Below are 13,025 nucleotides of genomic sequence, written 5' to 3'. Positions count from 1 at the left end.
TATGAAATTTATTCAAATTAGGAAGGTCGTATTAAATGCGACCATCCTTTTATGTATCAGTTGTGGATATACAAACAAAACGGGAAATTCTGTTTCATTAGATGATAACAAAGTTACAGAAAGTGAAGATACTGTTTGTGCTTTTGTACTTTCCGACATATACAAAAGACCTGAAGTCCGAGTTCTATCTTTTTTTCATCTGGGTTACCCTGATTTCTATATTACCACTTATGATTCCACAAAGTTTATGATTTTGAATGCATACAGCAGTCTATATCTAGATGACATTAATGACAAACTGTTGCTCACAATATTTGATTATAGTACAGAATCTTCAAATGCTATTACTTTAAGACGCAAGCATTACATTGACCTACCAACAGACGCAAGGGTCAACAAAATTGAAGATGCCATCTTTAAGAACAATGAATTGTTTGTTTTATATCAGCATGGAATAATGAGAATTAAGTATAACAGTACTAATGATAGTTTTAAAGTTGCAAGATTCTTTAATTTTGATAAGTTAGAAAACACGTATTACCGACCTTTTAAATTTAAAATTGAAGAAGACGGCAGTTTTACAATCCTACACTACAGAGACTTGTCATATATTTCAGATACTCTAAAACAAAAGTTTCCAGAGAAAGGAGGATGGTTTATTTTTGATTGGGAAAACGGTATCAGAAGCAAAATTCACCCGCTAAATATAGAAATGATTGGAATGAGCTATATCAATCGCCAATACTTTGCCAATTTTATTCATGGCAAATTGATATATACTGATGGTTATAGCGGAAAAATATTTGTGGTTGATACTGATAAAAATATTGAAACGGAAACAGATATTGAACCTTCGCTTTCCAAACATCCACAATGGAAACCCTTACCATTGGATTCCATAAAATATATGCAATCTTTATCACGATATATTCATGCCGATTTAATCAAGAAACTAACGTTCAGTTGGTCTAGAAACTTCTCAAGGATAAGAGAGTTTTTTGAGATTGGAGCACCTTCAGATTCATGCTTTGCCATAGTTTGGAAAAATAGCATTATCAATGTTAATCACCCCCCTACCTACGTTACTGTTTGTAAGTTTATTAATGGCAACTTAACCTTATTGCATGAGAATTTACCATTTCCTAACAAGCCTAATTACATGTTTAACAGCCAAAGTCATTTTATTAACACCTCTGCCATTTTTACCCCCTTGTCAGATAAAGGTTTAGTATTATTCAGCTATCAATTAGAATTAGATTCTTTTGTGTATTATGTATTAAACCCCAATATTGAAGAACAAATTACGACAGATGAATATTATGAAAAACGAAAAAATTGGAGCAAGACTGATAACATTGAGTATGAGCCTGCTTTACTCTTTTATCGATATAATTTTAATTGGCGGCAAGAGTAGTCAAATCACAGAAGAAACAAAATCTAATTCAATTGTTGAAATACAAGTTGACAGTAACTCCTTTTATGTATTTTCGGGCAGCTTATTTTGCAAGCCTTGCATGAATACCGCAGTAGCATATTATGAAAATTATCACAATAATTTTGACTCTTTGATTTATCTTTACTTTTACGGGACAAAGAACGAATTGATTATATTAAAACAAAATATCAGACTGGGGTACGGACATAAGAACATCAAATTCAAGTTTATTCACATGGATAACTTAGATATAAATAACAGTATAATAAGACTTGAAACACCTAAGAAAAAATATGAGTACAAGGCAAAGGAACTATTCAATAAAAGCCCTCTCGTAATATACTTAGATGTTACAACAAATCTTGTCTTAAATTATTTTGACAGATAACAAGCAGTGGGAAAAGCATATTTCGGGTAAAAGAGGCTTCCCATTTCGTAAGAGGTGAATATTTTATAGAGAAAACAGCGCAGACAAAAGAAATTTCAGCTTTCAGCCCAAAACAATAATATAAACGCCCTATCACTTCAGCGAAAACAGCAATTAAAAAAAGAAAAGAGCAATGAGCTATAGCAAATGGCTTGGCAATGCCACAAAGGGCGTAAGGAGAATAGACTTTATTGAGATAATACAACTATTGATAATTTGTTTGTAAGCAAATTTGCATTATTCATCTCCTTGAATAAATAGGCTATTTTCGTTCACTAAATAACCTTACTTAAGGTATTAAAAATAACAATTGGCGGCAATTTATCGAAAGGTTTTGTGAAACCAAGGCAGTTTGAGGCAAAAGAAAAGCGGTGGGGGAAAACTACCAAATCGGAGCAATTCTAGGCAAAGAGGAGTAAAAACAAAGGCTTAAAAACAAGAAAAGCCAAAAACAAAAATTAACTCCAACTCTGCAACAGACAAAGGGGCATAAAAGGTGAAAGGCTACGAAGCACCAAACCAATGAAAAGGAGTACCCCGAAAAGAGAAACGGCATTTCTCACAAGTAAAACTTAAAAAATACAAAAATGAAAAATTTAATTTTATCGTTTACTATAACCGCCTTAATAGCAGGTGGCATGATGACGTATTCTTCCTGTAACAAAGATAAGACTGTTTCTGGTAAGGAAGTAACAGAGCAAAACACAGAAGAAAATTCACCTACAACACCAAATTGTTGTACCGTAACTTGCAAAGCAGGAACATGCAGTGCGACAGAAGCACCTTGTAATTGCACATGCTCTTTTTGGGGAGATCCTAAATGCAGCGGAGGTTCTGATACTTATACATTGTCTCAAGTACACCTCGACAATATTGTCAACATGATAAATTTTTTAATTTCCTTAGAATCTTCTAATACAGGTAGTGCCGCAGTCCATCTCTACAATTACAAAGATGCTGTTTTGGCAAATAACCAAGCACTGGCAAATACTGAAATTGAAAGCTATCGTTCAGCATGCAAACAAATGTCAACATCTCACCAAACTGATTATAGAAGCTTTATTGAAACCTTGCCATTCTAATCAATTATATTTTTTTCATTATGAAACAAAATTTATTGAAGCGTGTCTTCAATGCTGCTAACGAAACAGTGTAATTCTTATGACAAAAGTCGATCATTAAAATTCAATATCTTACTCTGGCAATTAACTCTTACTTTTGTTCCCTATGCTGATAAAAACATTTGGCGCTGCAGTATATGGAGTAAATGCAGGTTTAATCACTGTTGAAGTAAATTTGGGTACCGGTGTAGGTTATTTTTTGGTTGGATTGCCGGACAATGCCGTTAAAGAGAGTCAATTAAGGATCGAAACAGCCTTTAAGAATTCAGTGTTGTCAATGCCGCGAAAAAAAGTCGTTATCAACATGGCTCCGGCCGATTTAAAAAAAGAAGGCTCTGCTTATGACACCACCATTGCAACTGCTTTGCTTGCTGCTTCAGAACAAATAAACTCAGACAGCATATCGGATTATATAATCATGGGTGAACTTTCATTAGATGGTAGTCTTGTTCCAATAAAAGGTGTATTGCCAATTGCAATCCAAGCAAAAAAAGAAGGTTTCAAGGGATTTATTCTTCCAATTCAAAATGCAAAAGAAGCAGCCATTGTCAAAGGATTAGAGGTGTATGGAATGGAGAACATTCTAGATATAGTTGATTTCTTCAATAATGTTCGAGAATTCGAACCTGCAACTGCGGATCCACGTGGGGACTTTGCCAATATGAGCGATTCGTTTGACGTTGATTTTGCTGATGTGCAAGGACAAGAGAATATTAAAAGAGCGATGGAGATATCGGCAGCCGGAGGGCATAATATTATTTTGATTGGACCACCCGGTGCAGGAAAAACAATGTTAGCCAAAAGATTACCTACCATACTTCCGCCAATGACATTGCAAGAGGCGCTTGAAACTACTAAAATACATTCGGTTGCCGGAAAGTTAGGTAACAACGCATCTCTTGTTGCTACACGTCCATTTCGCTCGCCACATCATACGGTTAGCGATGTCGCGCTGGTTGGAGGCGGTAATATTCCTCAGCCGGGTGAAATTTCTTTGGCACATAATGGGGTCCTATTTTTAGATGAACTACCCGAATTCAAACGAACTGTATTGGAAGTATTAAGACAGCCACTAGAAGAAAGACGGATAACAATCAGTAGGGCAAAGTTTACAGTTGAATATCCCTCTAGTTTTATGTTGGTGGCAAGCATGAACCCTTGCCCATGTGGATATTTTAACCATCCTGAAAAAGATTGTGTTTGCGGACCCGGTGTAGTGCAACGATATTTGAGTAAAATTTCAGGTCCTTTGCTGGACAGAATTGATATCCATATTGAAGTTACTCCCGTTTCTTTTGAGCAACTTGCTAACAGAGAAAAACCTGCAGAAACTTCTAAAGATGTAAAAATGAGGGTGGTAAAAGCTAGAGAAATACAAAAGCAAAGATATGAAGGACAGGAGGGAATTTATTGTAACGCTCAGCTACAATCAAACAGAATCCATGAAGTGTGTGCAATTCCAAAGGCTGGACAAGCATTACTAAAGACAGCAATGGAGAGATTAAATCTTTCTGCCAGAGCTTATGATAGAATACTCAAAGTAGCACGTACCATTGCTGACTTGGCAGATAGCAAGGATATCCAAGTAGAACATTTGGCAGAGGCAATTCAATATAGAAGCCTGGACAGAGAAAATTGGGCGGGTTAATTGTTACATTGATGAGAAGCCATTCTTTGTTTCTTATTGTTTTTGTTCATATTTGCAGCTCAATATTTATTCAACATGAAAACAGGATTTATTCATCTTCATAACCTCATAGCATGGTTATTAATTGCTATACTCATCGTTTCTGTAGTTCTTTTCTTTATTAACCATGCCGGCAAAAAAACTTTCAGCAAGTTGCAAAACAATCTCAGACTGTTTGCAGTGGTGGTATCAGGCTTGCAATTAATGGTTGGTTTCGCGGTATATTTTATGAAAGATTGGTTCTATGGTTTTTCACAAATGTCAAACTCAGCCATACGTTTTTATGTTGTTGAACACCCTTTGATGATGTTGCTTGGAATATTATTTATCCATATTGGAAGCAGTAAAATCAAACGAGCTCCTGCAGAACTAAAGAATAAAAAGGGTTTAATCTTTTTTGGTATCAGTTTAGTGCTGATTCTGAGCAGAATGCCTTGGGACAGATTGGCTATTTAACAGTCACTGATGCGTCATAAGATTGATTAATCGCATTCCACAAAACATCTTTCAGCTCCTTAATATTTGTTCCCGTAAAAGAGGAAATAAAAATAGGGTTCAATTTTTTAATCTTTGTTTCAATCTTTTTGCGAGTTTTCTCATCAAGCAATTCACATTTACTAATTGCCACAATCCTATCTTTGAGAAGCATTTCGGGGTTAAATTTTTTCAATTCATTCAAAATGACTTTGTGTTCTGCCAGAATATTATCTGAAGTTGCGGGAATAAGTATTAATAAGACTGCATTTCTTTCGATATGTCGCAAAAAACGATGTCCTAACCCCTTGCCTTCACTTGCTCCTTCTATAATACCTGGAATATCTGCAACAACATAAGATTGGTAGTCATAATATTCTACCACACCCAAGTTGGGCGTAATAGTCGTGAATGGATAATCAGCAATTTCAGGCTTTGCGGCTGAAATAACAGATAGCAAAGTTGATTTCCCAGCATTTGGGAAGCCCACTAAACCAACATCTGCCAACACTTTTAATTCTAAAATCACAGCTTTTTCAATACCTGCTTGTCCCGGTTGAGCATAATTAGGAGCTCTGTTTGTTGAGGATTTAAAATTAACATTACCCAATCCACCTCTACCTCCCTGAATTAAAATGTGAGTTTGTTCATCTTGTGTAATTTCACAAAGAATTTCACCGGTTTCAGCGTCACGCGCAATCGTTCCTAACGGCACTTCTAAAATTTCATCTTTACCATCCGCACCGGTCTTTTGGTTGGCATTTCCAACAATACCGCTTTGTGCAAAAACATGTTTACGGTATTTCAAGTGTAGTAATGTCCACAAATGTCCGTTACCTTTTAATATAATATGCCCACCTCTGCCACCATTGCCTCCATCAGGACCTCCTTTAGGGTTGCCTTTTGCTCTGTGAAAATGCGCACTTCCGCCACCCCCTTTTCCGGAACGCATATAAATTTTAACGTAATCAATAAAGTTCTCTGCCATATTCACAAGTGTATCTGCTTCTTAATTAAGCAGTCGTAGGTAAACATTTTTTAATTTCTGCAGACAACAAGTCAAAAATAGTTGCTATTGCACCCACGCCATTGATTCGCTTGTATTTGTTTTGCTTTTTATAAAAATTCGCTGCTACAGCAGTTTGCTCGTTATAGACTCTAATTCTATTTCTAATGATTGCTTCGTCATTATCATCTGAGCGTCCACTGCTTTTACCTCTTTCTAACAATCTCCTTGTGAGTTCGTCCTCAGGTACATCAAGCGATAACATAAGCGCAATGTGGGTTTGTTTTTCAGCTAACAGAGAATCGAGTGCTTGGGCTTGCGGAACTGTTCTTGGAAATCCATCAAAAATAAATCCTTTAGCATTGGGATGATTGTTCAATTCGCTTTTAAGCATATTAATTGTAACCTCATCGGGAACTAACTCACCTTTGTCAATATAGGATTTAGCAAGTTTACCAAGTTCAGTTTCATTTTTAATATTAAAACGGAAAATATCACCGGTACTAAGGTGAACAAGATTGAAGGTGTCAACAAGTTTTGAAGATTGAGTGCCTTTGCCCGCACCCGGAGGACCGAATAATACAAGATTTAACATGAATTTTTTTTAGGAGGCACAAAGATAAAATTAAAAAACAGAAATACCATGCTTTAAGCTAAACAGTTGTATTTTAGCAGCCTTAAAAAATCAGTGTGGCTGACATCTTAAAAGACATAAAAATTGAGCTAAAAGACGAGTTTGCCAAATTTGAAGCAACCTTTTACAAAGAGGTAAAGACCAAAATTTCGCTTCTTGATACGATTTTAGGATATATTGTAAAGCGTAAGGGCAAACAAATTAGACCTATTATGGTCTTGCTTACTGCCGGAAGTTGCGGCTCTATCAATGAAAAAACATATAGAGGGGCTTCCTTAGTTGAATTATTGCACACTGCAACATTGGTGCATGATGATGTGGTGGATGAAAGCTATAAACGCAGAGGTTTTTTTTCTATCAATGCACTTTGGAAAAATAAAGTAGCGGTACTTGTTGGGGATTTCTTATTGTCGAGAGGGTTAATTATGTCTGTTGAGAATAAAGATTTTGAAATGCTTGAGATTGTTTCAGACTCTATGAAAAGAATGGTTGAAGGAGAACTCCTACAATTAGAAAAAGCTCGAAGGTTAGACATCAAGGAAGAGGATTATTACCAAATCATTTCAAACAAAACAGCCTCGTTGTTTGCCTCTTGTTGTGCCATAGGTGCAGCTAGTGTAACAGATTCAAAAGAAATCATGGATGCAATGAGAAATTTTGGAGAAAGTGCCGGTATGGCTTTCCAAATAAAAGATGATTTGTTTGATTTTAGTGATGAAGATTCAGGAAAACCAAAAGGCATAGATATCAAAGAACGTAAGATGACACTTCCTTTAATTTATGCCCTAAACCATGCAGATAAGAACACCAAGAACAGAATAATCAAACTGTTTAAAACTAAAAAAATCAGCAACGAACAAGTGCAAGAAGTAGTTTCATTTATTTTGAATTCAGGTGGTGCAGATTATGCAAGAAATAAAATGAATGAATTTAAAAATAAGGCATTGAAATGCTTGGAAATATTACCCGAGAATAGACATAAAACCAATCTCATTACTGTTCTAAACTACATTATAGAACGCAAAAAGTAGTGTCAGTTTGAATCAATAGCTTAAACACAAGGAATATCAGCCAAAATAATTTATTTTATATTGCGTTAAGAGTATAAATTCGCGGGTCAAATCTTGATAAGATAGAGCAAACACATGAAAAAACATTCCACTTTAGCACTCAAAGTCTTTACGCTTAGTTTTTCACTTTTATTATTTGACTTGAGTTCTGCCCAAAACCCTTTGCCTTCAAAGAGAGAAACAGCATTAGATTTCGGTATTTTAATTGGCGGTTCTAATTATATGGGAGAATTAACTAAATCAATCCTGCCTGTTTTCAAAGAAACACATCTTGCTGGAGGATTGATCATTCGTTATAATTTAAGTCAGAGTATCAGCCTTCGAGCAACAGCCATGTACATGCGTATTAGCGGGGATGACAAGAACTTTGATAGCGATGCTTTTAGAAGAAGAAGAAACCTGAATTTCCGTTCAGATATATTTGAGTTTTCTGGTGGTTTTGAATGGAATTTGCTTGGATGGTATCAATCTCGAACCAGATTGGCATCAAGCCCTTATTTGTTTGGGTCTGTTGGGGTATATAGATTTAACCCAACCACCCAATTCTTTTATTATGCCGGATTACCTAATCAAGACCCAAGCTTGGCGTCACAAAACGGAAATTGGATTGAATTACAACCTCTTTCAACAGAAGCACAAGAAACAACAAAAAATAACGAACAAAAAAGATATGCGCTAACACAAGTGTGTATTCCTTTTGGAGTAGGTTATAAGTTTCAATTAAGCGACAATTGGACTGCAGGTATTGAGTTTGGAGCGAGAAAAACATTTACTGACTATTTGGACGATATTTCTACAAAATACTGGGACCCCATTATAGTTGGTGGCGCAGGTGGATATATGGCTAATGCTGTAAGGGACAGATCTTATGAAGTAGGCGAAAAACCTTTTATGGAGGAAGATGCCAGAGGAAATAAGAAAACTAAAGACTGGTATATGTTTGCAGGAGTGCATATCACCTACCGAATTCTCGGAGGCAAGGTTCCCTGCTTTAATTTTGAATGATAAAACAAGTTTCAAAATATCTCATCCTTGCAATCTTTCTGTCTTCCGGGTTACAATCTGAAGGTCAAAGATTTTTTGCAGGAAAGATGGAATTTGGGTTATTGTTTGGAGGTTCTAACTATCATGGAGATTTAGCAAAGGAAATCATTTTTTCTGAGACCCATCCTATGTTGGGAGCTTATTATCAACAGAACTTTAATGAATGGTTTTCACTAAGATACCAAGCTGCTTATGCTAAAATCTCAGGTTCTGACAGAAATTTTGCAGCTTACTCTCAACGCAACCTAAGTTTTTACTCTCATATTCTTGAAGGAGGAGTTATTGGAGAGTTTAATTTTAACCCATTTGGACTCAATCCTAATATGTCGTCATTCTCTCCTTATGTTTTCACCGGATTTACCATCTTTCATTTTAATCCCAAAACAAAATATAACAACGAAGTAATAATGCTTAGAGATATGGGCACTGAAGGTCAAGGGATGGATGGCAAGAAGTATTACAGCCTTATTCAACCCGCAGTTCCATTAGGGTTTGGACTAAAATGGAAGCAAAGTCAGAGCTTGGTTGTAGGGTTTGAAGTAGGATTTAGAAAAACATGGACGGATTACTTAGATGATGTTCAGGGAGAATATACCTCTTTTGCCCGCATGAAATCCGAGAAAGGAGATTTACCCGCAATGCTTTCACACAGATATATGGAAAATAAAGATGCAAATATTGCTGTACCGGATAAATTTATGAGAGGAGATCCTCACCTAAAGGATTGGTTCTTTTTTATGAACTTTCGAATTGGCTTTAAGTTCGGCAAGGTTCCATGTGCAAACGATAAATCATTTTAATATAAATTCGCCCGACTTTTTAGAGCCTTGGAAAATAAAGATATTGATATTACCAGAGTCCCTCAACATGTAGCAATCATCATGGACGGGAACGGTCGTTGGGCTAAAAAACAAGGATTATCAAGATTAATGGGTCATGAAACCGGTGTTGGCTCTGTTAGAGAAGTAATTGAAGCTGCAGGTCAAATCGGAATAAAATACCTCACACTCTATACTTTTTCAAAAGAGAATTGGAATAGACCTGTGTTTGAAGTGAGTGGGTTGATGAACTTGTTGGTCAGAACAATTAGAAAAGAGATTAAAACGCTGGCTAAGAAAGAAATTAAATTACTGACAATTGGCGACATATCAGGACTATCGTCAGATGTTCGCAAGGAGTTAAATGAAGCTATTGAAACGACAAAACACCATTCAGGAATTACGGTTGTGTTAGCACTTAACTATAGTGCAAAATGGGATATTGCCAGAACAGTCAAGGTAATTGCAGAGAGATTTAAGGCCGGAAAAATCAAAGAAAATGAAATTAATGAAGAACTGATTACCAAAACACTTTGTACTGCACAGCTTCCTGAACCTGAACTAATTATCAGAACAGGTGGCGAACAGCGTATTAGTAATTTTTTGCTTTGGGAAGCAGCATACTCTGAATTTTACTTTACCCCGATATATTGGCCCGAATTTAAGAAACAACATTTTATCGATGCAATTAAGGACTATCAAAGTAGGGAGCGGAGGTTTGGAAAAATAAGCGAACAAATTCTGAATGAGAAATAAATTAACATATCTGCTATTATTGACTACACTCCTGTTTGTAGGCAATATATATGCTCAGAAGGATAGTGCAAGCATATATCCTCTTGAGTTCTCTGCTCAAAAGGAGATAATCATCAACAATATAATTGTAGAAGGAAATGTATTTGTTGAAACACCTTTGATTGTGGTGTATTCTAATTTATCAATTGGTCAAAAAATTAAGATTCCCGGAACGAAAGTAAGTGAAATCATTAGCAATCTTTGGAAGCAGGATTTATTTTCAGATGTCAAGGTATATATTCAAGAGCTACGCACAGATACTGCAAATATTATTATCTGGGTAAAAGAACGTCCCCGTCTGTCCAAATTCACCTTTCCCGGACTTAAACGCTCGGAAGCTCGTAATCTTAAAGATGAAGTTTCTTTAGAAGGGAACATGATAATAAATGAGAATCTGATTAACAGTACTACTGCTCAAATCAAGAAGTATTATTATGAGAAAGGATACTTTAATACGAAAGTGAGGATTGAGTCTATACCAGATAAGGATAAGAGTAATGCTAATATTTTCAAGATTTATATTGATAAAGGGAAGAAAGTCAAACTTTATGACTTTGAATTTACCGGTAATGTGGTACTGACTGACAGGGAATTGAGGAAGAGTTTTAAAGATTCTAAGAGAAAGAAAAACAAGATAAATATCTTTAAATCAGCCAAGTTTATTGAAGATAATTATGAATTAGACAAGCTAAATTTGGTGGGGCTGTACTATTCAAAAGGTTTTAGGGATATGCATATTGTGTCCGATTCTGTAGTACTAATCAGCGAGGACAGAGTAGTAGTAAAGATTAAAATTCAAGAAGGTGTTCAATATTATTTTAGGAATATTACTTTTTCGGGAAATACAGTATTCCCGGATGAGATTCTTCATAAAGTATTAGGAATCGAAAAAGGAGATATTTATAATCAATCAAAGTTTGACGAAAAATTATTTGCAAGCCCTGACGGATATGATATTACCGGATTATATATGGATGACGGTTATCTGTTTTTCCAAGCCATTCCTTTAGAATTAAATGTAGAAGGAGATTCGATTGATGTTGAAATAAAAATAATTGAAGGAGAGCAAGCGACCTTACGTAATATGATTGTTCGCGGAAACTATAAAACCAGCGATCATGTTATTATTAGAGAGCTGCGAACAAGACCTGGACAAAAATTCTCTCGTTCTGACATTCAACGAACTGTACGAGAACTGGCATCTTTAGGATTGTTTGATCCTCAACAAATCAATGTTGTACCCAAACCCAATCCCGCTGATGGCTCTGTTGATATTGAATATACAGTTGTAGAAAAAGCATCAGATCAGATTGAATTATCAGGCGGTGTGGGTCCAGGATATGGAGGTCAGAGTGCCCAGTTTGTTGGCACATTGGGCTTGGTTCTAAATAACTTTTCTTCGCGTAAAATGCTCAACCCAAAACTTTGGAATCCTATTCCAGTTGGTGATGGTCAGAAACTTTCACTCCGGGGACAAAGCAGCGGGTTCTTTCAGGCTTATAACTTGTCATTTACTGAGCCTTGGTTAGGTGGTCGCAAACCAAATTCTTTTACTACCAGCTTATTCCATTCAATCTATAATTTTAATGGACGACCCAAATCTGATCCTAACAGGCAGTCAATGTTGACCACGGGAGCAAGTGTTTCTTTAGCTAAAAGATTGAGATGGCCGGATGATAATTTTTCCATTATGTATTCTGCTACCTTCCAGCGATATAAAATTCAAAATGGTAAGAGCTTTTTTGAATTAATAGATAACGGGAAGTCAAGAACACTGGAGTTTCAGACTGCTTTGTCGAGGAATGCTTTAGAAGGCGGATTTATTTTCCCAACCGGTGGGAGTAGTATTTCGCTTTCATTAGCGTTTACCCCCCCCTTCTCAATGTTTTCTAACAAAGATTGGAAAACAGTTCCGAATGATGAAAAATATAAATGGGTAGAATATCACAAATGGAAATTTGATGCAGAATGGTACCTAAAACCATTTAATAAGACCAAGTTTGTGTTTATGGCACGCACTCGTTTTGGAGTAATGGGAGGATACAATAAAGATATTGGGGTATCCCCATTTGAGCGGTTCATTGTAGGAGGAAGTGGTTTATCAGGATTTACTTTTTATGGTACCGAGATTGTTTCTCAAAGAGGATATGATGAAGGTGAAATTTCCACTTCTGTTTCTGGATATCCAAATATTGGCGGAACAATTTTTACGAAACACACATTGGAACTACGCTTCCCGATTACAGACAACCCAAGTGCAACTATTTATGTACTTTCATTCCTTGAAGCCGGCAATACTTGGACTAAATTTAACAACTTTAATCCTTTTGATTTGCGCAGAGCAGGTGGAGTTGGTGTTAGATTCTTCCTTCCCATGTTCGGTTTAATTGGAGTTGATTATGGTTATGGATTTGATTGGCAAAAAGTGAATCCAAGTGGTAAGCCCGGGCACTTTCATTTCTACTTAGGACAACAATTCTAAGTCTATAATAAGCTTCAATTAGTTTTATAACT

General features: G+C 36.1%; 12 protein-coding genes. 10 read left to right on the top strand and 2 right to left on the bottom strand.

Annotation, left to right across the window (positions count from 1 at the left end; translation table 11 throughout):
• The first annotated feature begins 1 nt into the window (after nt 1).
• The 5 genes from M0R38_01335 (at nt 2) to M0R38_01315 (ending at nt 5,126) form a co-directional block, all read left to right on the top strand.
• On the top strand, nt 2-1,414 hold the full coding sequence (locus M0R38_01335) for a hypothetical protein (GenBank protein ID MCK9480388.1): 1,413 nt from the start codon (nt 2-4) through the stop codon (nt 1,412-1,414).
• 100 nt (nt 1,415-1,514) lie between these two features.
• Nucleotides 1,515-1,823, top strand: a complete 309-nt coding sequence (locus tag M0R38_01330; GenBank protein ID MCK9480387.1) for a hypothetical protein — start codon at nt 1,515-1,517, stop codon at nt 1,821-1,823.
• Nucleotides 1,824-2,449: 626 nt separating this feature from the next.
• Nucleotides 2,450-2,944: a hypothetical protein gene (locus M0R38_01325; protein MCK9480386.1), complete on the top strand. Its 495-nt coding sequence runs from the start codon at nt 2,450-2,452 to the stop codon at nt 2,942-2,944.
• A gap of 145 nt (nt 2,945-3,089) precedes the next feature.
• Complete coding sequence (locus M0R38_01320) at nt 3,090-4,631, top strand: YifB family Mg chelatase-like AAA ATPase (protein MCK9480385.1); 1,542 nt, start codon at nt 3,090-3,092, stop codon at nt 4,629-4,631.
• A gap of 75 nt (nt 4,632-4,706) precedes the next feature.
• The gene (locus M0R38_01315; GenBank protein ID MCK9480384.1) at nt 4,707-5,126 is read left to right on the top strand and encodes a hypothetical protein; all 420 of its coding nucleotides are present in this window, start codon (nt 4,707-4,709) and stop codon (nt 5,124-5,126) included.
• On the opposite strand, the gene obgE is transcribed toward M0R38_01315, so the two are convergent.
• Both obgE and M0R38_01305 read right to left on the bottom strand, forming a co-directional pair.
• A complete protein-coding gene (obgE, locus tag M0R38_01310; GenBank protein MCK9480383.1) occupies nt 5,119-6,132 on the bottom strand; it encodes a GTPase ObgE in 1,014 nt (337 codons plus the stop codon). The two genes, M0R38_01315 and obgE, sit on opposite strands and share 8 nt — an antisense overlap.
• A gap of 25 nt (nt 6,133-6,157) precedes the next feature.
• Complete coding sequence (locus M0R38_01305) at nt 6,158-6,745, bottom strand: adenylate kinase (protein MCK9480382.1); 588 nt, start codon at nt 6,743-6,745, stop codon at nt 6,158-6,160.
• Between the two features lie 95 nt (nt 6,746-6,840).
• On the opposite strand from M0R38_01305, the gene M0R38_01300 reads away from it, so the two are divergent.
• The 5 genes from M0R38_01300 to bamA all read left to right on the top strand — a co-directional run bounded on the left by M0R38_01300 (nt 6,841) and on the right by bamA (nt 12,993).
• Nucleotides 6,841-7,815 (top strand): polyprenyl synthetase family protein, encoded by a 975-nt coding sequence (locus M0R38_01300; protein MCK9480381.1) that lies wholly within the window; start codon nt 6,841-6,843, stop codon nt 7,813-7,815.
• A gap of 114 nt (nt 7,816-7,929) precedes the next feature.
• Nucleotides 7,930-8,859, top strand: coding sequence for a DUF6089 family protein (locus M0R38_01295; GenBank protein ID MCK9480380.1), 930 nt, complete (start codon nt 7,930-7,932; stop codon nt 8,857-8,859).
• Nucleotides 8,856-9,698, top strand: a complete 843-nt coding sequence (locus tag M0R38_01290; protein MCK9480379.1) for a DUF6089 family protein — start codon at nt 8,856-8,858, stop codon at nt 9,696-9,698. Before M0R38_01295 ends, M0R38_01290 begins: the two co-directional genes overlap by 4 nt.
• A gap of 27 nt (nt 9,699-9,725) precedes the next feature.
• Nucleotides 9,726-10,472, top strand: a complete 747-nt coding sequence (locus M0R38_01285; GenBank protein MCK9480378.1) for an isoprenyl transferase — start codon at nt 9,726-9,728, stop codon at nt 10,470-10,472.
• Nucleotides 10,462-12,993 (top strand): outer membrane protein assembly factor BamA, encoded by a 2,532-nt coding sequence (gene bamA, locus M0R38_01280; GenBank protein MCK9480377.1) that lies wholly within the window; start codon nt 10,462-10,464, stop codon nt 12,991-12,993. Before M0R38_01285 ends, bamA begins: the two co-directional genes overlap by 11 nt.
• Nucleotides 12,994-13,025: the final 32 nt, after the last annotated feature.

The sequence above is a fragment of the Bacteroidia bacterium genome, from assembly GCA_023228875.1.
Taxonomy (GTDB): domain Bacteria; phylum Bacteroidota; class Bacteroidia; order NS11-12g; family UBA955; genus JALOAG01.
This window is presented reverse-complemented; position numbering and strand designations above follow the sequence as displayed.

Excerpts from the sequence above, each read along its gene's own strand:
- M0R38_01320 (MCK9480385.1), top strand. The coding sequence starts at position 3,090 with ATGCTGATAAAAACATTTGGCGCTGCAGTATATGGAGTAAATGCAGGT.
- bamA (MCK9480377.1), top strand. The coding sequence starts at position 10,462 with ATGAGAAATAAATTAACATATCTGCTATTATTGACTACACTCCTGTTT.
- M0R38_01335 (MCK9480388.1), top strand. The coding sequence starts at position 2 with ATGAAATTTATTCAAATTAGGAAGGTCGTATTAAATGCGACCATCCTT.
- M0R38_01325 (MCK9480386.1), top strand. The coding sequence starts at position 2,450 with ATGAAAAATTTAATTTTATCGTTTACTATAACCGCCTTAATAGCAGGT.
- obgE (MCK9480383.1), bottom strand. The coding sequence starts at position 6,132 with ATGGCAGAGAACTTTATTGATTACGTTAAAATTTATATGCGTTCCGGA.
- M0R38_01305 (MCK9480382.1), bottom strand. The coding sequence starts at position 6,745 with ATGTTAAATCTTGTATTATTCGGTCCTCCGGGTGCGGGCAAAGGCACT.
- M0R38_01290 (MCK9480379.1), top strand. The coding sequence starts at position 8,856 with ATGATAAAACAAGTTTCAAAATATCTCATCCTTGCAATCTTTCTGTCT.
- M0R38_01295 (MCK9480380.1), top strand. The coding sequence starts at position 7,930 with ATGAAAAAACATTCCACTTTAGCACTCAAAGTCTTTACGCTTAGTTTT.
- M0R38_01330 (MCK9480387.1), top strand. The coding sequence starts at position 1,515 with ATGAATACCGCAGTAGCATATTATGAAAATTATCACAATAATTTTGAC.
- M0R38_01315 (MCK9480384.1), top strand. The coding sequence starts at position 4,707 with ATGAAAACAGGATTTATTCATCTTCATAACCTCATAGCATGGTTATTA.